This window comes from Kitasatospora sp. NPDC023120 (assembly GCF_055560835.1).
In genome coordinates this window covers 1-20109 of sequence record NZ_JBVHHY010000018.1, presented here as the reverse complement: position 1 = coordinate 20109, position 20109 = coordinate 1, and the positions used below count along the sequence as shown (strand labels likewise).

At 72.5% G+C, this 20109-nt stretch carries 21 protein-coding genes; 7 read left to right on the top strand and 14 right to left on the bottom strand.

The features are described 5' to 3' along the window. The first annotated feature begins 80 nt into the window (after window positions 1-80). Window positions 81-737: a hypothetical protein gene (locus ACZ3TI_RS25345; RefSeq protein ID WP_465729885.1), complete on the top strand. Its 657-nt coding sequence runs from the start codon at window positions 81-83 to the stop codon at window positions 735-737. Between the two features lie 49 nt (window positions 738-786). On the opposite strand, the gene ACZ3TI_RS25340 is transcribed toward ACZ3TI_RS25345, so the two are convergent. Next, entirely contained in the window at window positions 787-1272 is a 486-nt protein-coding gene (locus tag ACZ3TI_RS25340) for a hypothetical protein (protein ID WP_465729883.1), read from the bottom strand. A gap of 263 nt (window positions 1273-1535) precedes the next feature. Between ACZ3TI_RS25340 and ACZ3TI_RS25335 the strand changes: the two genes are divergently transcribed. Next, window positions 1536-2111: a hypothetical protein gene (locus ACZ3TI_RS25335; RefSeq protein WP_465729881.1), complete on the top strand. Its 576-nt coding sequence runs from the start codon at window positions 1536-1538 to the stop codon at window positions 2109-2111. Here ACZ3TI_RS25335 and ACZ3TI_RS25330 read toward each other — a convergent pair. Beyond that, window positions 2074-3024 carry a LysR family transcriptional regulator gene (locus ACZ3TI_RS25330; RefSeq protein WP_465729879.1) on the bottom strand — a complete coding sequence of 317 codons (951 nt, stop codon included), beginning with the start codon at window positions 3022-3024 and terminating at the stop codon, window positions 2074-2076. The two genes, ACZ3TI_RS25335 and ACZ3TI_RS25330, sit on opposite strands and share 38 nt — an antisense overlap. A gap of 131 nt (window positions 3025-3155) precedes the next feature. Here ACZ3TI_RS25330 and ACZ3TI_RS25325 point away from each other — a divergent pair, with 131 nt between their 5' ends. Then, window positions 3156-3542, top strand: coding sequence for a VOC family protein (locus ACZ3TI_RS25325; protein ID WP_465729877.1), 387 nt, complete (start codon window positions 3156-3158; stop codon window positions 3540-3542). 175 nt (window positions 3543-3717) lie between these two features. Here the strand turns inward: ACZ3TI_RS25325 and ACZ3TI_RS25320 are convergent, their stop codons facing one another. Both ACZ3TI_RS25320 and ACZ3TI_RS25315 read right to left on the bottom strand, forming a co-directional pair. Further along, on the bottom strand, window positions 3718-4479 hold the full coding sequence (locus tag ACZ3TI_RS25320; RefSeq protein ID WP_465729875.1) for a DUF2637 domain-containing protein: 762 nt from the start codon (window positions 4477-4479) through the stop codon (window positions 3718-3720). Between the two features lie 82 nt (window positions 4480-4561). Then, window positions 4562-4819 (bottom strand): hypothetical protein, encoded by a 258-nt coding sequence (locus ACZ3TI_RS25315; protein WP_465729873.1) that lies wholly within the window; start codon window positions 4817-4819, stop codon window positions 4562-4564. A gap of 240 nt (window positions 4820-5059) precedes the next feature. Between ACZ3TI_RS25315 and ACZ3TI_RS25310 the strand changes: the two genes are divergently transcribed. Continuing rightward, entirely contained in the window at window positions 5060-6505 is a 1446-nt protein-coding gene (locus ACZ3TI_RS25310; protein WP_465729871.1) for a Mu transposase domain-containing protein, read from the top strand. A 15-nt stretch (window positions 6506-6520) separates the two neighbouring features. On the opposite strand, the gene ACZ3TI_RS25305 is transcribed toward ACZ3TI_RS25310, so the two are convergent. The 4 genes from ACZ3TI_RS25305 to ACZ3TI_RS25290 form a co-directional block, all read right to left on the bottom strand. Then, on the bottom strand, window positions 6521-6658 hold the full coding sequence (locus ACZ3TI_RS25305; protein WP_465729869.1) for a hypothetical protein: 138 nt from the start codon (window positions 6656-6658) through the stop codon (window positions 6521-6523). 279 nt (window positions 6659-6937) lie between these two features. Next, window positions 6938-8587 carry an ice-binding family protein gene (locus tag ACZ3TI_RS25300; protein ID WP_465730199.1) on the bottom strand — a complete coding sequence of 550 codons (1650 nt, stop codon included), beginning with the start codon at window positions 8585-8587 and terminating at the stop codon, window positions 6938-6940. A gap of 733 nt (window positions 8588-9320) precedes the next feature. Then, window positions 9321-9473, bottom strand: coding sequence for a thiamine biosynthesis protein ThiC (locus ACZ3TI_RS25295; protein ID WP_465729867.1), 153 nt, complete (start codon window positions 9471-9473; stop codon window positions 9321-9323). 11 nt (window positions 9474-9484) lie between these two features. Further along, window positions 9485-10495, bottom strand: a complete 1011-nt coding sequence (locus tag ACZ3TI_RS25290) for an ArsR/SmtB family transcription factor (protein ID WP_465729865.1) — start codon at window positions 10493-10495, stop codon at window positions 9485-9487. Between the two features lie 102 nt (window positions 10496-10597). Between ACZ3TI_RS25290 and ACZ3TI_RS25285 the strand changes: the two genes are divergently transcribed. After that, a complete protein-coding gene (locus tag ACZ3TI_RS25285; protein ID WP_465729863.1) occupies window positions 10598-11890 on the top strand; it encodes an MFS transporter in 1293 nt (430 codons plus the stop codon). Window positions 11891-11960: 70 nt separating this feature from the next. On the opposite strand, the gene thiC is transcribed toward ACZ3TI_RS25285, so the two are convergent. From thiC to tenA, 3 genes are all read right to left on the bottom strand, one after another. Continuing rightward, window positions 11961-13769, bottom strand: coding sequence for a phosphomethylpyrimidine synthase ThiC (gene thiC, locus ACZ3TI_RS25280; RefSeq protein ID WP_465729861.1), 1809 nt, complete (start codon window positions 13767-13769; stop codon window positions 11961-11963). Window positions 13770-14095: 326 nt separating this feature from the next. Further along, complete coding sequence (locus tag ACZ3TI_RS25275) at window positions 14096-14296, bottom strand: DUF5326 family protein (protein ID WP_465729859.1); 201 nt, start codon at window positions 14294-14296, stop codon at window positions 14096-14098. 214 nt (window positions 14297-14510) lie between these two features. Beyond that, window positions 14511-15179, bottom strand: coding sequence for a thiaminase II (tenA, locus tag ACZ3TI_RS25270; RefSeq protein WP_465729857.1), 669 nt, complete (start codon window positions 15177-15179; stop codon window positions 14511-14513). A 170-nt stretch (window positions 15180-15349) separates the two neighbouring features. On the opposite strand from tenA, the gene ACZ3TI_RS25265 reads away from it, so the two are divergent. Beyond that, window positions 15350-15730 (top strand): phage holin family protein, encoded by a 381-nt coding sequence (locus tag ACZ3TI_RS25265; protein ID WP_465729855.1) that lies wholly within the window; start codon window positions 15350-15352, stop codon window positions 15728-15730. An 87-nt stretch (window positions 15731-15817) separates the two neighbouring features. Here ACZ3TI_RS25265 and ACZ3TI_RS25260 read toward each other — a convergent pair whose 3' ends face one another. Beyond that, window positions 15818-16210, bottom strand: coding sequence for an SsgA family sporulation/cell division regulator (locus ACZ3TI_RS25260; protein ID WP_465730197.1), 393 nt, complete (start codon window positions 16208-16210; stop codon window positions 15818-15820). A gap of 163 nt (window positions 16211-16373) precedes the next feature. On the opposite strand from ACZ3TI_RS25260, the gene ACZ3TI_RS25255 reads away from it, so the two are divergent. After that, window positions 16374-16916: an NUDIX domain-containing protein gene (locus tag ACZ3TI_RS25255; protein ID WP_465729853.1), complete on the top strand. Its 543-nt coding sequence runs from the start codon at window positions 16374-16376 to the stop codon at window positions 16914-16916. On the opposite strand, the gene ACZ3TI_RS25250 is transcribed toward ACZ3TI_RS25255, so the two are convergent. Next, the gene (locus ACZ3TI_RS25250) at window positions 16917-18617 is read right to left on the bottom strand and encodes a globin domain-containing protein (protein ID WP_465729851.1); all 1701 of its coding nucleotides are present in this window, start codon (window positions 18615-18617) and stop codon (window positions 16917-16919) included. It abuts the gene before it with no gap. 232 nt (window positions 18618-18849) lie between these two features. After that, on the bottom strand, window positions 18850-20109 hold a 1260-nt coding region (locus ACZ3TI_RS25245; protein ID WP_465729849.1), incomplete at its 5' end, for a dihydrolipoamide acetyltransferase family protein.

Sequence of the window (20109 nt, the reverse complement as noted above, 5' to 3'; positions counted from 1 at the left end):
CGGGTCCTACCACCATCGCCCGCGCGCCGCCGCCCCGCCAGGCTGGAAGCACAAGGGAACAGCCCCGGGGGAGGCCGACGATGAGGACCGGCAGGACCAGACCACCGCAGGACGGACCGCTCGCCCTGCTGGTCACCGCCATGCTCCCGGCCCCGCTGGCGGTGCTGCTCGGCCTGCTCCCCACCGCGGAGCCGGCGAACGCCACACCCGCCACGACCGCCGCAGTCGAGCCGGTGGCCACCCGGCTCGACTTCTCCGGCGTCGGCGGCACCCGCAGCCACGCGCTCGCCCCGCTGCCGTGGTACCGCTCCGCCTGGTTCGAGGCCGTCGCCACCCTGCTCTGCCTGACCGTCTTCGCGGGCTACGTGCTGACCGGCGCCGTCCGCCGGATCCGCCGCCGTCCACGCCCCGACGCCCTGCCCCGCGCCGCCCGCTGGGCAGCCGCCACCGGCACCGCCGCGCTGCTGGGCGGGCTCGGTTACCTGCTCTTCCTGGTGGTCACGGCGGCGATGTTCCCCGGCCCGGTGCTGTTCGGCCGCCCGGTGGTCTGGCTGGCGGTGCAGCTGCTCGCCGCGCTCGCCGTGGGTTCCGCCGCCGTCGCCGTCGTCGGCGCGCTGCGGCGACGGGCCGCGCTCGCCGCCGCCCGCGGCTTCGACCGGGCCCGGCTCGGCGCGCTCTTGCCGGCCGCGGCGGCCTTCGTCCCCTGGGCGCTGTCCTGGGGGCTCCTGCTGCCCTGACCACCCTCGGGGTCCGGGGCCCCGGTGTCGCTCGCACGGTGGGCGCCGGTCACACCGCCGGCGCCGGCACCGCCCGGGCAGCCGGGGCCGACGCCCCGCCCAGCAGCCGTACGGTCAGCGCCCGCTGGCCCCGCGCGATCCACCGCACCGGCCAGCGCAGCAGCAGGTACAGGCAGAGGCCCCAGCCCGCCGCGTGCACGGCCCAGACACCGGCCATGGTCGGCCCGCCCCAGGCCTGGTGGTAGTCGGTGCCCAGGTACCAGACCGGGTAGCCGAAGTTCCGCACCGAGTTGAACAGCGCGTACCCCGTGACCAGCAGCGCCAGTGCGTCCAGGGGCAGCCCGAGCACCGCCCGGGCCAGCACCCGGCTGCCGGTCCAGCCCCGGCCGCCCGAGACCCGCCCCTGCCACCGGGCGGCCCGCCCGGGCTGCCCGGCCAGCACCAGCACGGCACCCGCCAGCCCGGCCGGCAACGCGAGGCCCGCCCGGGCCGCGGCACGGGTGGCGGTGCTGATCCGACGGTGGTTCGCGAACATCTCCGAGCTCCCTCAGCCTCGTTCGGTCGATGCCCTCACCCTCCCGCGCCGGCGCCGTCCCGATCGTCACACCGGGGAGCCCGATCCGGTGTCATACCTGGGTAGCACCTGAGCCTTCGCCACCGCCCGCACGGGCGCCCGGTCGGCTCCCCCTGCCAGGGGAGCCGGTTCGCCCCGGGTGAGGACGCCCCCGCACCGGTCCTCCGGGATCGTCGGAGCAGCGGCGGGCGGCGGGCGTCCGTCGACGGACCGGAGGCGGAACCATGGGCGCACGGACGACGGCATCACCCCGACTGGCGGAACGACTGCACGGCGCACCCGCGCCGGGCGTCCCGCGCTGGGCGGTCCGGACCGCGTACGCGATCACGCTGGTCGTGCTGCCCTCCTGCCTCTGGCGGATCGCCGGCTTCATCGTCGGCCTGCCCCTGCTCGACCACGGCCCGACGCCCCCGGAGCAGGATCCGACCTCCTTCGACGGCGGCTGGGCGTACATCCTCACCCTCAGCGTGGTCAGCGAGGCCCTGGCCTTCCTCTGCTTCGGCCTGGTCGCGCGCTGGGGCGAGGTGTGGCCGCGCTGGATCCCCGTCCTCGGCGGCCGCCCGGTGCCGGTGCTGGCCGCCGTCGTCCCGGCCGGGCTGGGCTCCGCGGTCCTGATGGTCTTCCCGTACGCGATGGTGATGTTCTCGCTCGGCCTGACCATCCGGGGCGACCGGGACGGGATCATCACCCACGGCTGGCAGACCCTGGTGTTCTGGGTCAGCTACCTCCCGCTGGCCGCCTGGGGCCCGCTGCTCGCGGTGCTCACCGTGCACTACTACCGGCGGCGCAGGGCGAGTTGAGGCTCAGCCCCGCTGTCGGCGCCACGGAGCCCGCGGCAACGGAGTCCGCCGCCGCCCGGACGAAGGCCAGCACGCGCGCCGTACTGTTCCCCTCCCGCCAGATCGGTCCGCGTTCGATCGGGGGCGTGTCGCGGATGGGCACGTACGCGACGTCCGGGCGGGGGTAGTAGCGGCGGGTGTGCTCGCCCACCGGGAGGACGCCGCGCCCCATCGCGACCAGGCTGAGCATCTCGGAGAAGGTGCCGCCGGACGGCCCCTTGGGCACCGGGCGGCCGGACGGGGTGTGGTCGGGGGTGCGGTCCCGCTTGAAGCTCGCCGAGGTGACGGACGGGTACTGCACCACCGGGTGGTCGGCGAGCACCTCGATCGACACCGACCGTTCCGCGGCCAGCGGGTGCCCGGCAGCCACCGCCAGCACCCGCTGCTCGGTCAGCAGCACCGGACCGCGCGCCATGCCGTCGAACGGGTAGGAGGCCACCAGCACGTCCACCGAGCCGTCCTCCAGGCTCGACCGGGAGTTGGAGAGCTGGACCTCGCGGACGTCCACCCGGCAGTCGGGGTACCGCTCGCCGAACAGCGCGACCGCCCTGAGCAGCACCGGCGCCGTCCACTCCCCGAGGAACGCCACCCGCAGCTCCCCGGTCAACCCCCGGCTGGCGTCCTCCGCCCGCCGCACCGCCGCCGCCATCGCCTCCACCACCGGGGCCAGGTCATCCGCCAACTGCCGCCCCACGGCGGTGAGTCGGACCGACCGACTGGTGCGCTCGAACAGCGGACCGCCGATCCGGCGCTCCAGCTTCCGCACCACCTGGCTGACCCGCCCGGTGGTCAGGTGCAGGCGCTCGGCCGTCCGGCCGAAGTGCAGCTCCTCCGCGAGCGCGAGGAAGACCTCGGTCTCCAGCCGCTCCAGCATGCCGCCCCCACCCCTCGATCGTTGAATTCGGCTAAACAATCATAGAGAGATCGACTGTTGATGGCCCGCGCCGTCCGGAGGATCGTGGAACCCGTCCCCAGCGGTCCCACCCGGAAGCGGAGCCGATCACCATGCGCGTCGTAGCCTTCGACCACCTCGTCCTCAACGTCTCCGACGTCGAGCGCTCGCTGGCCTTCTACTCCGGCCTGCTCGGCCTGGAGCCCGTCCGGGTCGACGAATGGCGCGCCGGCAAGGTGTCCTTCCCCTCCGTCCGCGTCACCGCCGACACCATCATCGACCTGACCAGCCGCCCCCGGCAGGAGTCCAACGTCGACCACATCTGCCTCACCGTCGAACCCCTCGACTGGCAGGAGGTCATCGACTCCGGCACCTTCACCGTCCTCGAAGGCCCCGTCCCCCGCTACGGCGCCCGCGGCACCGCCACCTCCGTCTACGTCCGCGACCCCGACGGCAACACCGTCGAACTCCGCTGGTACCCCGAGGACGCCGCGAGCTGACCGCCCACCCCCGCATCCGGGGGCGCTGTCCCGGCCCCACGGGGGTGGACCGGGACGGCGCCCCCGGGCCGCCGTCCCGGACGCGTCGGAGACGTCGGACACGGCGGCGGGACCCCGGCGGACGGTCGGCCCCGGCCCCGGTCCCCGGCACCGACCTGCCACCGGTCGCCGCCGTTCACCGGCGCGTCCCGCGCCCGGCCCGACGGTCGGGCCGTTGGCCCGCCCCGCGGGCGGGGGTCAGCTGACGCACCAGTTGGTGGAGCGCGATGACACCGGTGAGTGGAGGCAGTCCGGCGACGACGACGGCGGACGGCGTCCACGGGACGTCGGCGATGCACAGCGCGGCCGCGAGGCCGGAGAAGAGCACGACCACGACCCAGGAGTGGAACGGCTGACGTCCGTGCTGGACGGCTCGCAGCACCGACAGGCAACCCGCGAGCCACGGTCCGTAGACGACCACCGGCCACAGCGGCGAGAGGCCGCACGGCACGCGTGAGAACGCCAGCTCCTGCAAGGGGCCGTAGGAGAACACCCAACCCACCGCCCAGGCCACGACGACCGTCACCGCCGTCAGCGCGCCGAACACGGAGCTGATCACGTGCGGCCAGGACGGACGGGGGAAGGGTGACCGTCGGCGGTGCCGGGAGGTCGCCGGGCCGGTCGGCCGGCCGGACCCGGTCGCGCCGGGCGGTTCGACCGGCACCCGCGGTGGCGGGACGAACGGTGTCTCGTTCCCCCAGCCCCCGGCCGAGGCCACGAGGGCGCTGAACGCCTGCGCGTCGCTGTACGCGACGCCGGGGTCATGGGAAAAACCGTCGTCGTACCAGTCGCCCGCCGGGCGGACCGCCTCGCGGATGCCGTCACCGGGGCCGGGCCACGCCTCGCCGTAGCCGGGGTCCCCGTACCCGCCGAGGAGGTCGGTCACACGGTCGTACACGGGTTGCTCCCTCCGCGGTGGCCGGCCTGCGGCTCGGTCTGGGTCCGGGACCGAGCCGCAGCCCTCCGGACGACCGGCGGCGTCATGACACGTCCTGGAAGAGCAGGGCACCGATCCGCGTGGCGAAGTCGCTCTCCACCTGACGGATCCGGCGCACGAGGTCGGCCAACGGACGCGAGGTGTGCGCGAGGACGACACGCTCGCCGTTGCGCGAGAGGTAGCCGGTGGACACGTCGCCCACGGCGTTCCGGCGATCGGGGACGAAGAGCCACGCTCCGAGCGGGACGACCGGCTCCCGGCCGGGGGACGGCGAGGCGTCGGGCAGACATGGTGAGATCACGGATTCATCAACGAGAAGTGGCGGGACCGGTTTTACGACATTCGGGCGTCCTTCCATATTCGATATCGGAGATGCTCTGCAAAATTACCCAGGAAATGGCCGATCGGGGTCAATATTCGCCCGCCATGGCCGCGCCCGCCCACGCGGCCGGGAAAGTAATTCTATGCTCACCGCCACCGCCGCTCGATAAAAATCCCCACGTAAAAGAATCGCAAGAGAAACGTTTCACCATCCTCCGCGATGCTATGTTTCCCCCTTGCCATCGACATATGCGTCGTCTTCGACGGCCCGACTTCGACTCTGGGAGGTTTCTTGCTCAGCTGGCGGGAATATCGGGAAGCCGTTGTTCTTGATCGTCAAGGATGGTCGATAATCAGGATCTCCCGACACCTCGGCCGTGATCGAAAAACGGTGAGGTCCTACCTGCGCGGTGAGCGGACTCCGGGCCTCAGAATTTCTCCCCAGGACGGTTTCCTCCGGTTCCTGCCGTACTGCCGCCAGCGGCTCGAGGACGACCCCCACCTCGCGGCGACCGCCCTCTTCGACGAGGTCGTCGACCTCGGCTACGAGGGTGGCTACTCGACCTTCACCAGGGCCCTGCGCAGGCACCGGGCCCGGCCTCGCTGCCGACAGTGCGAGGAGACGACCACGGACCTGCCCAGCCGACCCGCTACGGACCGGAGCGCGGTGGCCGTGGAGTTCGACTGGCTGCGGCTCCCCGAACCCCCGACGAGCTGGGGCTACGGCTCCCGGGCGCGCCTGCTCGTGGGCTCGCTCGCCGGCCCCGGCAGCGGCGCCGGCCGCGCCATCGGTCGCTGGGCGGTCGCGCTGGCGGAGGAGCAGGAGCTGCCCCACCTCGTGGAAGCCGTCGACCTCGTGCTGAGGCGCCTCGGTGGCACCCCCGGATGCTGGCGGTTCGGCCGGACCCCGACCGTCTGGTGCGCGAAGACCGACCGGGTGGCGTCGGCGTTCGGGGACGTGGCCCGACACTACGGCGTGCGCGTCGAGTGTCGCCTGCCCACCGACCTCCGCTCCTCCACGCGCCGGGCCCTGGACGAGGCCCTCCGCTCCTGGTCCCGCACGCTGACGAACGACACCACCCTCCAGGAGGCCCGGCACGACCTGAACCGGCTGGCCGCGCGCCTGGAAGCCCGGGGCAGGAGCACGGGCGGTGCCCACCCCGCGGTCGGCGACCCGCGCACGGACGACGCCCTCCGGGGGCTTCCGGCCGCGCCCTACCCGGCCCGGGTCCGCGCCCTCCGCACCGTCACCGACCACGGGCTGGTGCCCTTCCGGGGCAACTTCTACGCCGTGCCGGACCACCTGGTCGGCGCTCCGGTGGAGGTCCGCCAGTGGCTCGACCGGCCCCACGTGTCCATCGCCACACCCGCCGGAGCCGTCATCGTCCGCTACCCGCTCGCCCCCTCCGGTGCCGGGCTCACGGTCGTCGAGCACGACAGCGCCGTCACCGTCCTGGAGCGGCACCCCGCGCCGGCGCCCACCGACGCCCCGCCCTGCCGCCGGGGCACACCGCGCCCGCCATCCCGGAAGGCACTGGCCGAAGCCGCCGCACTGCGTGCCCGGTTCGACGTTCCGCCCCGCCGTCGCCCCGACGCGCAGCGGGACACCACAATGCCGTGGGTTCCCGCTCAACGGGACAACCAGGGTGACAGAGACGGGAGTTGAGTGCCCGTCGGGTGATCAGCTCGCCGACGCCACACCGGGGGCGCGGCCCGGCCCCGCGCGGGCCGAGCCGCGTCGCCGGCCGGGGGCGTAGTCGGAGGCCCAGGCCGGCGCACCGTCGCCGTGCTCGTAGCGGATCTTCTGGGAGATCTTCATCGAGCAGAACATTGGCGAAGACACCACTGGCAAGACCGCTTCTCGCGAAGGGCGGCGTTCACCAGGTTCTCCTTGCGCCTCTGAGAAACGCCGGACCCTCGCAAGGGCGTCCTCGCCGAGTGAATACGGCAGTGGGCCGATCAGGCTCGGCACGGAAAGCCGTTGGGTGCTGCTCCCGAAGGTCGTAGGCCTCGGGTAGCAGCACCCGTCAGTCAATGCGTCAGCCCGTCGGCGGGAAGTGGACCCGCTCCGGACGCTCGCCACCCATCACGGCGAGGGCTAGTGCCGACGGCGAGCTGCGAGCCGTCCGCTGCGCCTCACGAGGATGAGGATCGAGCCTCCCAGCACGACGGCGGCCGCCGAGCCGACCGCCATGACGATCGACATGCCGGAGCCGGTGGCAGCGAGTGCTTGCCCCGACTCGTGCGGACGCACGGCCGGCACACCCTGTTCGTGACCGCCCTTGCCGTTGCCGTGGTCGGCCGGAACGTTGCCGTGATCACCTTGTTCATGGCCGCCGTGACCCTGACCGCCGTGATCACCCGGAGCCTGGGGCGGTCCGGCAGGACCAGCCGGACCGGCAGGCCCTGCTGGGCCGGCCGGACCAGGAGGCCCGGCAGGGCCGGGCGAACCGTTAGCGCCGGGCGATCCATTGGCGCCGGGCGAACCGTTAGCGCCGGGCGATCCATTGGCGCCGGGCGAACCGTTGGCGCCCGGCGATCCATTGGCGCCGGGCGAACCGTTGGCGCCCGGCGAACCGTTGGCACCGGGAGCGCCATTGGGGCCGGGAGCGCCGGGAGCGCCGGGAGCACCGTTGGGGCCAGGAGCACCGGGCGAACCGTTGGCACCGGGAGCGCCGTTGGGGCCAGGAGCGCCGGGAGCGCCGTTGGGGCCAGGAGCACCCGGAGCACCGGGCGAACCGTTGGCACCGGGAGCACCGTTGGGGCCGGGAGCACCCGGAGCACCGGGGGCACCGGGAGCACCGTTGGGGCCAGGAGCACCCGGAGCACCGGGCGAACCGTTGGCACCGGGAGCGCCATTGGGGCCAGGAGCACCCGGAGCGCCCGGGGAGCCCGCCACGCCCGGAGCACCGTTAGGTCCAGGTGCACCCGGGGGGCCGGCGGGCCCACTCGGACCGGGGGGCCCACTCGGACCGGGGGGGCCACTCGGACCGGGGGGGCCGACGGTGCAGGCCGCCCTCGTGATGGTGTTGTCGTCCAGAGTGACGGCGCCGTTGCGCGCCAGGGCGCGGCCTTCGATCACCGAGGCGTGGTTCACGCTGATGGACGTGAGGGCCAGGATGTTGCCCTTGAAGAAGGAGTCGACGTCGATGGTGGCGGAGCTACCGACCTGCCAGAACACATTGCAGGGCTGTGCTCCGTTGACCAGGCTGACGACGCTCGACGGAGCCGTGATGAGGGTGGAGCCGATCTGGAAGATGAAGACGGCGTTCGGGTCGCCCATCGCGTCGAGGGTGACGGTCCCGGTGAGGTTCAGCGACGAACTCGCCTTGTAGACGCCGGGCGTCAGCGTCAGCCCTCCGATGTCGCCGGGCGAGGTCAGGATGGCCGTGGGGGCCCGGCCGGCGGCATCGTTGTAGGCGATGACGAGGTCGGACTGGGCCTGCGCCGCCTGCGCGTCGTTGACGTGCTGAACCCCGTTCACGGTTCCAGGGGGGAAGCCCGTCACGCTGGTGCCCGGGAAGAGCCCCAGGTCGCCGTTGATGACGCTGGGGCCGGTGTTGGTGACGGTTGAGCCGGCCAGGATCGCATAGCTGGTGTCAGTCCCCAGCCCCACCGGTGCCGTTGCGGCGTGCGCGGGGCTGGCGACCAGGCCGGCCGTCGCGAGCAACGTCAGTCCGGACAGCAGGACGGACGCCCCCGCGAGTCGAGCGCGTCTACGCCCTCGTCCCGGTGGAGCGGACAACATGGCATCGACTGCCATAGGACAGGACCTTTCTTGTCGCCGTTGAACTCCGTCACCCGAAGAGGGCATTCGGAGAGCTGCTGGTGGCTTCCGGTCAGGCCTCAGGCCCTCGCACTCGCGCCGGAGGGCTTTCGAGGAGCGGAAGCCGACCGGGACAGGTGATGAAGGGTCACCAACCAACTACACCGTGCAACAACAACATGAAAGGAAGAGACTGATAAAGATGCAACGGAGTGACACACCAGCGCCGATCGGGGGTGATCCCCCCCACCCCGGCCCGTCCCCGGCGTGTCGTTCGCCTGCGGCCGGGTGGCGGGGCCATACTCCGCGTCCGCTGCCCAGGTCGCCACCGGCGCCATAGCAGTACCGTTTTTCCTCTTGGCCGCGTCCGGGCCGGTGAATCACGCATCGCCCCGTGATCCCAATCATTGGCCTGATCATGAACGACCTAACGAATCCGCAGGAAGAGGCGCTCACTACCGGTTTGCGCTGCCAGGTCATTGATGCCGTCCAGCTCCCGACGGCTCCGACGTCCCCACAGTCCTGAACGGCCTGCTCACCGGCCGTCCCCAGGATCTCTCCCCGGAGCGCAAGCTCGGCCTCGTTCGCGAAATCGTCGGGCTCTGAGCCACACCCGAGAATCCGCCGACCTGATTCCGCCTGCGCAGCCGAACGTTCGCGGCGCTGCGCCGGACACCCCTTCCGGGATCCCAGCGCAGCGCCTCGGCACCTGCGCTCAGTCCGCCATCGGCAGGTAGACCTTGTTGCTGTGGGCCTTGAACTCCTCGGACATGGCCTGCATGCCGGCCAGCGCCTCGGCGTCGAACTCGGTGCCGACGGCCATCGCGCCGTCGCCGTGCTCGTCGCGGATCTTCTGGGAGATCTTCATCGAGGAGGACTTCAGCCCGGAACCAGCACATCAGCCTCGTCACGCTGTGCATCCGCAGCAGCCAGCAGGACTTCCGCCGCCTCGGTGCGGACGTAGAGCACGTATCGGCCGCTGCGGTGTGCGTCGACCAGGCCGGCGGAGCGGAGAGCGGTCAGGTGTTGGGAGACTCCGCCGGGGGTGATCCCGGTGCGGCGGGCCAGGTCGGTCGTCGAGGTGGGTGTGTCGAGTTCTGCCAGCAGGCGGGCCCTGGACCGGCCGACCACCGCTGCCAGGGCCTGTGGGAGGGCGGACCGCCGTTCCCAGAGCGTGGCCACACCGCGCGGCGGATAGCGCAAGGTGGGTTGCCAGTTCGGGCTGATGACGGAGAAGACCCTGGGCCAGACGAACACCGACGGAACGAGCAGCAGCCCGCGCCCGCCGAGTTGTCGACTGCCACGAGCGTAGTGGTGCCCGACGTACAGGGTGTCGTCGTCCCAGGTGACGCTGGACGCCAGGTCGCCCAGCAATTGGTCCGCTCCGTGCTCGGCGAGCAGTCTGGCCCGGTGCAGCACGTCACCCTCCAGGAGGGAGCGCATCCGGGGCCAGTAGGGCGCGAGGGCGATCTCCCAGTACGACTCCACGATGTCGGCGAGTTCGGCGAGACCGCGGCGTGGCTCGCCGCGCAGCCGGTCGATCCGCTCGGAACGCGGCGCGCGTGGACCGCTGAGGCCGGAGCGGACCTGCTCGGGTGGCGTCGCGCGCAGAACGGCAAGCTCAAGTCCAAGATCGGCGACCGAGGTTGTCGGTGGCGGCGCGATGAAGACCGGTATAGCGCCAGGCGGTTCCGGGACCAGATCGGCGAGCAGGCGCCAGTCCAACCCCGAGACGGCCAACCGGCGGCCGACCTCGTCGCTCCACGGGCGGTGCAGCGGGTGCTCTGCCGGGCGCTTCAGCATCCTGACACTGGCCACCACCTCCCACAGCGGCGACAGGGCGAACCTCGTGCGGGCCAGATCGCGGACGGAGAACGCCAGGTCCAGCACGGTGCATCCCTTCTGCGGCGGAAGACCCTGCGGCCGACGGGTCAGGATTCAGTACAGCCTAAATTCCTCGCCCTCCGGGCGGCGCCACAGGAACCTCGCTCCATGACCAGCACTGATCTCGCCCGCGGGCCGGACACGGCCACTCCCACGCCCGATCCGCATCCCTCGGTCCTCCGAAACCCGGACTTTCGCCTGCTCATCGGCGCCGCCACGGTGAGCAAGCTCGGCACCGCGGTGAGTTCCTTGGCGATACCGCTGACCGCCGTCCTGGCCCTGCACAGCTCGGCCGGACAGATCGGCCTGCTGGCGATGCTGAGCACCCTCGCCTTCCTGCTGATCGGCCTGCCGGCCGGAGCCTGGGTGGACCGGATCCGCAGGCGGCCCGCGATGATCGCCGCCGACCTGGTCAGGGCCGCGCTCTTCGGGTCGGTGCCGGCCGCCTGGCTGCTCGGTTGCCTGACGATCCAACAGCTCTACCTGGTGGTCCTGCTGGCGGGCGCGGCCACGGTCTTCTTCGACGTGGCCACGCTGAGCCAACTGCCCGAACTGGTGGGTCGGGACCAGCTCACCCAGGCCAACGCACACCTGGTGACGGTGGACGCCCTCACCCTGGTCGGCGGGCGGAGCGCGGGCGGCTTCCTGGTGGCGCTGCTGTCCGCCCCGACAGCGGTCGTGGTCGACGCGGCCAGTTACCTATGGTCGGCAGTCCTCCTGCTGCGCATCCGCCGGCCGGAGCCGCAGCCGCAGCACCGGCGCGACACCCGCCTCAGCGGCGAGATCCGGGAGGGTCTGCGCTTCGTGTTCGGCCACCCGACCCTTCGGGCCATCGCGCTCGCCGGCGCCTGCACCAACCTGTCCATCCAGCTCTGCCAGACCATGTTGCCGGTGCTGTTCGTCCGTGAACTCGGCCTCTCCGACAGCATCATCGGCCTGTTCTTCGCGGCGGGTGGTGTCGGCGTGTTCATCGGTTCGCAGTCGGCCCGCCGGCTCGCCCGCCGACTCGGCGCGGGTCGGGTGCTGTGGCTGATGGGCCTAACCGTCGCGCCGTTCGGCGTCCTGCTGGCGCTGGCCGACCGCGGGCCAGCGCTCTGGCTCGCCGGCGTGGCCTGGCTGATCACCACGTGCAAGGTCGGGATCGACAACGTGATCAAGGTCAGCTTCCGCCAGAGCGTGACGCCGGACCACTTGCTCGGCCGGATGAACGCCACCATGCGGGTCCTGCTGACCGGCTCACTCGCGGTCGGAGCGGCCCTGGCCGGCCTACTGGGCGAACTCGCCTCCGTCCGAACCGCCCTCTGGGTCGGCGCGGCCGGGCTCGCAATCGTCTGGGTCCCGATCTTCTTCTCACCTCTGCGCACCCAGCGCGACCTGCCCGGCCCCGGCACCCTGCGGTGAACGGGTGGACCATGGCGCAGCGCCGCCCCGAGAACCGAAAGCTCTCGGGGCGGCGCTCGGGTGTGGTGTGTCAGTCCGCCATCGGCAGGTAGACCTTGTTGCCCTGGGCCTTGAACTCCTCGGACATCGCCTTCATGCCCTCGACAGCGGTCTCGTCATACTCCGGCGAGGACTGGCCGTTGCCGAACTGCTCATTGATGCTTTTGCTGATCTTCATCGAGCAGAACTTCGGGCCGCACATGGAGCAGAAGTGGGCCGTCTTGGCGGGTTCGGCGGGGAGGGTCTCGTCGTGGAAGTCACGGGCGGTCTCCGGGTCGAGGGCCAGGTTGAACTGGTCCTCCCAGCGGAACTCGAAGCGGGCGTCGGAGAGGGCGTCGTCCCACTCCTGGGCACCGGGGTGGCCCTTGGCGAGGTCGGCGGCGTGGGCGGCGATCTTGTAGGTGATCACGCCGGTCTTGACGTCGTCCCGGTTGGGCAGGCCCAGGTGCTCCTTGGGGGTGACGTAGCAGAGCATCGCGGTGCCCCACCAGGCGATCATCGCGGCGCCGATGCCCGAGGTGATGTGGTCGTAGCCGGGGGCGACGTCGGTGGTGAGCGGGCCGAGGGTGTAGAACGGCGCCTCGTCGCAGATCTCCTTCTGGAGATCCATGTTCTCCTTGATCTTGTGCATCGGGACGTGGCCCGGGCCCTCGATCATCACCTGGACGTCGCGCTCGCGGGCGATCCGGCCGAGCTCGCCGAGGGTCTGCAGCTCAGCGAACTGCGCCTCGTCGTTGGCGTCCGCGATCGAGCCGGGGCGCAGGCCGTCACCGAGCGAGAAGGTGACGTCGTAGGCGGCGAGGATGTCGCAGAGTTCCTCGAAGTTGGTGTAGAGGAAGTTCTCCCGGTGGTGCGCGAGGCACCAGGCCGCCATGATCGAGCCGCCGCGGGAGACGATGCCGGTCTTGCGGCGCGCGGTCAGCGGGACGTAGCGCAGCAGCACGCCGGCGTGGACGGTCATGTAGTCGACGCCCTGCTCGCACTGCTCGATGACGGTGTCCCGGTAGACCTCCCAGCTCAGCTCCTCGGCCTTGCCGTCGACCTTCTCCAGGGCCTGGTAGAGCGGCACGGTACCGATCGGCACGGGGGAGTTGCGCAGGATCCACTCGCGGGTGGTGTGGATGTTGCGGCCGGTGGAGAGGTCCATGACGGTGTCGGCGCCCCAGCGGGTGGCCCAGGTCATCTTCTCCACCTCCTCCTCGATCGAGGAGGTGACGGCGGAGTTGCCGATGTTGGCGTTGATCTTCACCAGGAAGTTGGTGCCGATGATGGCCGGCTCCACCTCCGGGTGGTTCACGTTGACCGGGATGACGGCCCGGCCGCGAGCCACCTCGGCGCGCACGAACTCGGGCGCCAGGCCCTCGCGCAGCGCCACGAACTCCATCTCCGGGGTCACCACGCCCCGCTTGGCGTAGGCGAGTTGGGTGACGGCGGCACCACCGCGGCCGCGCAGCGGGCGGCGCGGGCGGCCGGGGAAGACGGCGTCCAGGTTGCGCAGGTTGCCGCCGCGCGGAGCGGTGTGCTTGATCCCGTCGTCCTCGGGGCGCGGCTCGCGGCCGTCGTACTCCTCGACGTCGCCGCGCTGGCGGATCCACGGGTCGCGCAGGGCCGGCAGGCCGCGCCGCACGTCGGGCTCGTACGCCGGGTCGGTGTACGGGCCGGAGGTGTCGTACAGCGGGACGGACTTGCCGTTGGTGAGCCGCACCTCGCGGTACGGGACGCGCAGGTCGGGGCGGGATCCCTCGCGGTAGGCCTTGCTCCAGGCCGGGGTCGGGTAGCCGGTGCGCTCGCTGCTGGGGGCGCTCTGGGCAGACTGCGGCTGTGCTTCGAACGTGGTCATCTGACCTCTACTCCCTACGCCGGCATTACCCGGTCCAGGTTCCTGCGGTCGACGCAGCCGTCGGTCCGTCCGTCGACGTCCCGGTCAGCGCCCTCTCAGCCCGGTGCTCCGAGCTCCCGCGTCGCAGGCGGTGTTGCCTGCACATGACGCCCAACACCGTAGCGAGCCGATTGCCGCAGGTCCAGACGGTCCGCTGGACGAGAAGGCGCGCGGACCGCGGGAGCGGCGGCAACGGTGGCGGCGAACGGGAAGGGCGGCAACGGCCGAGGCCCGGCTCCCCGTGCGACGGGGAGCCGGGCCTCAGGGCGGCGGTCGGGGGGAGGGGGTCAGCCCTTGGCGGCCTTCTTCACCAGGACCACCACGGCGGCCGCGATGCCCACCACCACCAGCAGCTTGATCGCGATCCACACCAGTGCCCCGACCACGCCGAAGACGAAGGCCACGATGTTCCAGGCCAGCACCAGGACCAGCACCGGGATGACGATGTTGCGCACCCAGGAGGGCAGCGACTTCCAGAGCTCAGCCATGTCGGTTCCTCTTCTCCCCTCGGGTCGGCCGCCGTCCGGTGCCGCATCCCGCTTGCTTTCGGTACCTCGATCGTAAGGGCGCCCGAGTGCCGGAACGAGGGCCAACGGCCCGGAGAGAACCCCGAGATCACCCCGAGCCCGACCCCCGGGGAGACCCTCCCCCGACCTCGGGGAAGATCCCCCGGGAGCCCCGCGGAACCGGCTCACCGGCAGGTCAGACGGGCCAGCGCTCACCGCGCCAGGCGGCGTCCCAGAACATCCACTCGTAGCGCGAGGTGGTCACGAAGTGCTCCACCACCTTGCGGCGTTCGGTCGGGGAGAGCTCCGCGCCGATCCGGTCGGTGAGCGCCAGCACCCGGCGGACCACCGACTGGAACGCCTCGTCGCCGTAGGTCGCGATCCACTTCGCGTAGAGCGGGTCGGGGGAGCCCTGGGCGAGCAGCGCCTCGCCGACCCGGGCGTAGATCCAGTAGCAGGGCAGCACCGCGCCGACCGCCTCCGCGAAGGAGCCGCCGTAGACGGTGGCCAGCAGGTAGCTGGTGTAGGCCCGGGTGGTCGGCAGCACCGGCTCGGCGGCGGCCTGTTCGGCGGTGCCGCCGAAGGCGGTCAGGAACTCGGCGTGCATGCCCTGCTCGGCGGCCAGCGCGCCGACCGCGTCGTCCGCGAAGGCCCGGACGTCCTCCTCGCCGGGCGCCTTGGCGGCACAGACGGCGAGGGCGCGGGCGTAGTCGCGCAGGTAGTGCGAGTCCTGGACGACGAAGTGACGGAAGGCCTCGCGCGGCAGGGTGCCGTCGGTGAGGCCGGCCAGGAAGGGGTGGGCGAGGATCTCGGCGTAGACCGGCTCGATGGCGGCCCAGAGTTCTTCGGTGAGGCTGCGGGTCATGCGAACGACCCTAGCCCTGGGCGCTGTCTCGGCGTCCGGTTCGTCCAACCGGAACAGCTTCACCGCCGACGCCCTTCTCCGTCGTCCACCTCAGGGACCACGGGCATTCAGCACCAACCCGCCGCGTGGTGGTTCCCCCGGGCCGGGGGTGCCTGCCAGGCTTGGGCGGTATGAAGGGTTTCGTCATCAAGACACTGATCAACGCGGTGGCCATCTGGGTCGCCGCCTGGATCGTCAGCGGCATACAGCTCGCCCAGGGCAACGCCGACTGGCAGCACAAGGCGCTCACGGTGCTCGGCGTCGCCGTCGTGTTCGGCATCGTCAACTGGCTGATCAAGCCGGTGGTCAAGCTGTTCTCGTTCCCGCTGTTCATCCTCACGCTGGGTCTGATCACCTTCGTGATCAACGCCCTGATGCTGATGCTGACCTCGTGGGCGTCCGGGAAGCTGGAGCTGGACTTCCACGTGACCGGCTTCGGGGCCGCGCTGATCGGTTCGCTGATCATCAGCCTGGTGGCCTGGGGCCTGCACCTGGCCCTGGACGACGACTGACCGCCGTCGTGCCCGCACGCGCGAGGGGCTCGTACCCGGTCGACCACCCGGGTACGGGCCCCTCGTCGTCGTCGGAGCCGGAGCCGCTCACCCCGCGTTCTCACACCCCCTGAGGATGTCCGCGAGCTTCGCGTCCAGCTCCCGCCCGGTGGGCTCCTGCCCCATCGGCACCAGCCGGTCGGTGCTCGCCAGGAAGGCGACCAGCGGCGCAGAGGAGGTCCGCAGCACGGCCTCGCCGGCGGGGGAGCGCAGCGCGACGCGGACCTCCGAGCGCTCCTCGCCGACCGGGTGGATGTGCACGTCGCCCTCGCCCGCCGGGCCGCTGATCCCGTCGAGCAGCAACTCCCGCGCGAAGAACCAGGTGACCGGCGCGTCTCCGGGCAGGTGGAAGGTGAACCGGACGGCGTACGGGTCGTCCGCCTCGTACGCCACGTCCGCCGGGATGCGGAAGGAGAGCTCGGGCGAGACCACGAGGTCCATCGCCAGGTGGCCCCGGACTGTGCTGTGCGGCATGGCGCCAGTACCTCTCGTTCTGCCCGGCCGGGCGCACCCGCCTGGCTCCGCGTTTCGGTCCATTTCCCGGGTTTCGACGCATTCCCGGCGCGGGAGACTCCCGCACAACGCTCCAGCCCCGGAGGTGGCCATGGGCCCCCAGAAACGAATCCCGCCACCGCGCCCGGTCGTGAAGCGCACCGCGCGGGCGATCCTGCTGGAGCTGGACCCGGACGATCCGTACGGCCCGGCCTCGATCGTGCTGATCCGGCGGGTCCGGCCGGGCTCGCCGCACCCGTACTGGATCACGCCCGGCGGCGGCGTCGAGCGCGGGGACCGCACGGTGGTCGAGGCGCTGCACCGCGAGGTGGACGAGGAGCTCGGCGGCAAGGTCGTGGACGTGGTGCCCGCCTTCGTCGACACCATCAGCCACACGCACCACGACGACGGCACGCTGCTGCACCCGCACGGGGTCAAGGTGCAGCACTTCTTCGTCTGCCGGCTCGCCTCGATGGACCTCAGCCGGCGGCACGGGCCGGAGGTGACGGAACCGAACGGCGAGTACGAGGTGGTCCGGCTGCCGTTCACGCGCGAGGGGGTCACCTCGGTCAACGTCGTCCCGCCCCGGCTGCGGGCGTACCTGGCGGCCAACATCGAGGGCATCCGCGCGCTGCTCGCGCCCGACCTCGGCTGATCACCCGGCGGCCAGGTCGCCGACCAGATCGTGCCGGATCCGCTCGGCCGGCATCCCGGACCGCAGCAGCACCCCGACGCCCCGGCGCACCATCGCGGGCGGACCGCTGAGCACCGCCTCGCGGTCCGCCCACGGACCGAACCGGCCGACCACCTCGGGCAGTTCACCGGTCAGCGCGCCCTCCGCCGGGCCGGTACCGGACAGCACCGGGTGCACCGTCAGCCAGGGGTGGACTCGGGCCAGCTCGCGCAGCCCGTCCAGTTCGTACAGCTCGGCGGAGCGGCGGGCGCCGTAGAACACCTCGACCCGGCGGCCGGGCGCACCGTGCGCGGCGGCCTCCTCGACCAGCGCGCGGATCGGCGCGATGCCGGTGCCGCCGCCGAGGCAGAGCAGGTCCGCGCCGCCGGTGTGGTCGACGGTCATCGAGCCGGACGCCGGACCGAGCCGCAGGACGTCCCCGGGTGCGGCCCGGTGGACCAGCGCGTTGCTCACCCAGCCCGCCTGGACGGCCTTGACGTGGAAGGTCAGCAGCCCGTCCGGGCGCGGGGCGGTGGCGAAGGAGTAGTGCCGCCAGACCCGCGGCCACCAGGGCGTCTCCAGGCTGGTGTACTGGCCGGCGCGGAACGGGTACGCCTGGTCCGGGCGGACGGTGATCACCGCGACGTCCCGGGTGCGGCGCTCGTGCCGGACCACCTCGCCCTGCCACCACGGCGGCGAGGTGCGGGCGGCCTCCTCGGCTGCCTCGATCATGATCGAGGAGATCAGCCGGTAGGCGCGGCGCCAGGCCAGTTCGGTGTCGGCGTCCCAGCGGCCGCCCGCGTAGCGGGCCAGCGCCTGCACCAGGCACTCACCCACCGGGGCGTAGTGGCCGGTCAGCGTGCCGTACCGGCGGTGGCCGCGGCCGAGTCCGCCCAGCCGGGCCCGCAGGGCCACCGGGTCCTCGGCGCCGCGCGCGGCGTCCAGCAGGGCGCGGAACAGCCGGTCGCGCTGGACGTCCATGGCGGCGGGGAAGAGCGAGCGGACCTCGGGGTGCTGCAGGAAGAGCAGCGCGTAGAAGTGCGCGGTGGCCCGGTCGGCGACCGGCTCGACGAGGGCGAGGCTGGCCCGGATCAGCCCGATGTCCCGGACGGTGAGCGGCAGCTCGACGGCGGGGACGACCGGCCCGGGGACGACCGGGCCGGGGACGACCGGCCCGGGGACGACCGGGCCGGGGACGGCGGGCGCGACGGTGGGAGGTGCGGCCGGACGGTGCCCGGCGGGCTCCTGCCCTGCCCAGGCGTCGCTCCAACTGTCCCCGGGTCCGGTCCAGTTGAGCCCGGGAGCGTCGGCGAACAGCGGACGGAAGGCGGGCGAGGTACCGGTGGCCGAGACCGCCTCCGGGTAGCTCGACTCAGGGTGGCTCGGCGCCGGGACGACCGGAGGCTCGGACGGCATGACCGGGATCCCCGGGATCTCCGACATCCCCGACATCTCCGGGAACGCCGGGCCGACCGGGCCGACGGCTGCGAACCCGGGGGTGTCCACCACCGGCGGCAGGTCCGGCGGGTCCAGCGGCATCGGCGGCCGTACGGTCGCCTCCCGCGGCGGCGCCTCCGACGCCACCGCCGCCTGCTCGGGCGGGAGCTCCGGCAGGCCCGGGACGGAGGCGACCCCCGCCGAGCCGTGCCCGGTGCGGACCAGAAGTGTTCTGCGGGACTTCACCGCGACATTTCGAGTACCCAAGAGAATCGTTTCGCCTCCGGCCGGCCTGCGCCACCACCTGGCTTGTCTCTGCTGACGCCTAGGCAGCGTGGCACGCCCGAACTGCTCATCCGACAAATCACGCGAAGCCCGGACACCCGGCCCGGGAACGCGCTACTCTCACTCGATCGCAGCTGCCCTGGGTGACCCCCCGTCCACCCAGGGCAACTGCAGCCTGCTCGCGGCGCCGCCCTCAGAGCTGCCGCAGCAGCATCCCGGGCTGCTCCACGCAGTCCGCGACGAACCGCAGGAAGCCGCCCGCCGTGCCGCCGTCGCAGACCCGGTGGTCGAAGGTGAACGACAGCTGCGTCACCTCGCGCACCGCCAACTCCCCACCGTGGACCCAGGGTTTGGCGACGATCCGGCCGACTCCGAGCATCGCCGCCTCGGGGTGGTTGAGGATCGGGGTGGAGCCGTCCACGCCGAAGACCCCGTAGTTGTTCAACGTGAAGGTGCCGCCGGTCAGCTCGGCCGGGGTGAGCGCACCGCTGCGCGCCGCCTCGGTCAACCGGCCCAGCTCCTCGCCGAGTTGCTCGGTACTGCGCTCCTGCGCGTCCCGCACCACCGGGACGACCAGGCCGCGCTCGCCCTGCGCGGCGAAGCCCAGGTGCACCGCCGAGTGCCGGACGATGCCCGAACCGTCCTCCGTCACCGAGGAGTTGAGTTCCGGGAAGCGGGCCAGCGCGACGGTGCAGATCCGCGCCAGCAGCGCCAGCACGCTCACCTTCGGCCCCGGGGTGGCGTTCAACTGCCGCCGCAGCGCCATCAGTTCGGTGGCATCGGCGTCCACCCAGCAGGTCGCGGCCGGGATCTCCCGGTGGCTGCGGCTGAGCTTCTCGGCCACCGCCTTGCGCAGCCCGCGCAGCGGGACCACACCCTCCTGCACGACGGACGCGCCGGACGCGCCGGACGCGCCGGACGCAGCGGGCCGGGCGACGACCGGAGCAGCCACCTTGGCGGCGACCGCCCGTTCGACGTCCGCCCGCATGATCAGCCCGTCCGGCCCGCTGCCGGTGATCGCGGCCAGCTCGACCCCCTGTTCCCGGGCCAGTCGCCGCACCAGCGGCGAGATCACCGGCACCACGACCGGACCGGCGGGCACCGCCGGGGCGGCAGTGGCCACCGGGGCAACGGGAGCGGCCACCGGAGCGGCGGGAGCGGCCGCCCCCACCCGGCGCCGCCGTCCGCCCTTGCCGGTCTCCGCGACCCCGTACCCGACCAGCGGGCGCTCCACCTCGGCGGAGGCCGCGGGCGCCGGCCCGCCGGAGGGCTCGGCCGGCGCCGCCACCGCGACCGTCACCAGCGGCGCGCCGACGGCGATCTCCTCGCCCTCCGCGCCGTACCGCGCGGTGACCACCCCGCCGTACGGGCAGGGCACCTCCACCACGGCCTTGGCCGTCTCCACCTCCACCACCGGCTGGTCGACCGCGATCACCTCGCCGACCTCGACCAT

What these genes read in the sequence shown, in the direction of transcription:
- ACZ3TI_RS25345 (WP_465729885.1), top strand. Translation starts at nt 81, where the DNA reads ATGAGGACCGGCAGGACCAGACCACCGCAGGACGGACCGCTCGCCCTG.
- ACZ3TI_RS25340 (WP_465729883.1), bottom strand. Translation starts at nt 1,272, where the DNA reads ATGTTCGCGAACCACCGTCGGATCAGCACCGCCACCCGTGCCGCGGCC.
- ACZ3TI_RS25335 (WP_465729881.1), top strand. Translation starts at nt 1,536, where the DNA reads ATGGGCGCACGGACGACGGCATCACCCCGACTGGCGGAACGACTGCAC.
- ACZ3TI_RS25330 (WP_465729879.1), bottom strand. Translation starts at nt 3,024, where the DNA reads ATGCTGGAGCGGCTGGAGACCGAGGTCTTCCTCGCGCTCGCGGAGGAG.
- ACZ3TI_RS25325 (WP_465729877.1), top strand. Translation starts at nt 3,156, where the DNA reads ATGCGCGTCGTAGCCTTCGACCACCTCGTCCTCAACGTCTCCGACGTC.
- ACZ3TI_RS25310 (WP_465729871.1), top strand. Translation starts at nt 5,060, where the DNA reads ATGCTATGTTTCCCCCTTGCCATCGACATATGCGTCGTCTTCGACGGC.
- ACZ3TI_RS25305 (WP_465729869.1), bottom strand. Translation starts at nt 6,658, where the DNA reads ATGAAGATCTCCCAGAAGATCCGCTACGAGCACGGCGACGGTGCGCCG.
- ACZ3TI_RS25300 (WP_465730199.1), bottom strand. Translation starts at nt 8,587, where the DNA reads ATGTTGTCCGCTCCACCGGGACGAGGGCGTAGACGCGCTCGACTCGCG.
- ACZ3TI_RS25295 (WP_465729867.1), bottom strand. Translation starts at nt 9,473, where the DNA reads ATGAAGATCTCCCAGAAGATCCGCGACGAGCACGGCGACGGCGCGATG.
- ACZ3TI_RS25285 (WP_465729863.1), top strand. Translation starts at nt 10,598, where the DNA reads ATGACCAGCACTGATCTCGCCCGCGGGCCGGACACGGCCACTCCCACG.
- thiC (WP_465729861.1), bottom strand. Translation starts at nt 13,769, where the DNA reads ATGACCACGTTCGAAGCACAGCCGCAGTCTGCCCAGAGCGCCCCCAGC.
- ACZ3TI_RS25275 (WP_465729859.1), bottom strand. Translation starts at nt 14,296, where the DNA reads ATGGCTGAGCTCTGGAAGTCGCTGCCCTCCTGGGTGCGCAACATCGTC.
- tenA (WP_465729857.1), bottom strand. Translation starts at nt 15,179, where the DNA reads ATGACCCGCAGCCTCACCGAAGAACTCTGGGCCGCCATCGAGCCGGTC.
- ACZ3TI_RS25265 (WP_465729855.1), top strand. Translation starts at nt 15,350, where the DNA reads ATGAAGGGTTTCGTCATCAAGACACTGATCAACGCGGTGGCCATCTGG.
- ACZ3TI_RS25260 (WP_465730197.1), bottom strand. Translation starts at nt 16,210, where the DNA reads ATGGACCTCGTGGTCTCGCCCGAGCTCTCCTTCCGCATCCCGGCGGAC.
- ACZ3TI_RS25255 (WP_465729853.1), top strand. Translation starts at nt 16,374, where the DNA reads ATGGGCCCCCAGAAACGAATCCCGCCACCGCGCCCGGTCGTGAAGCGC.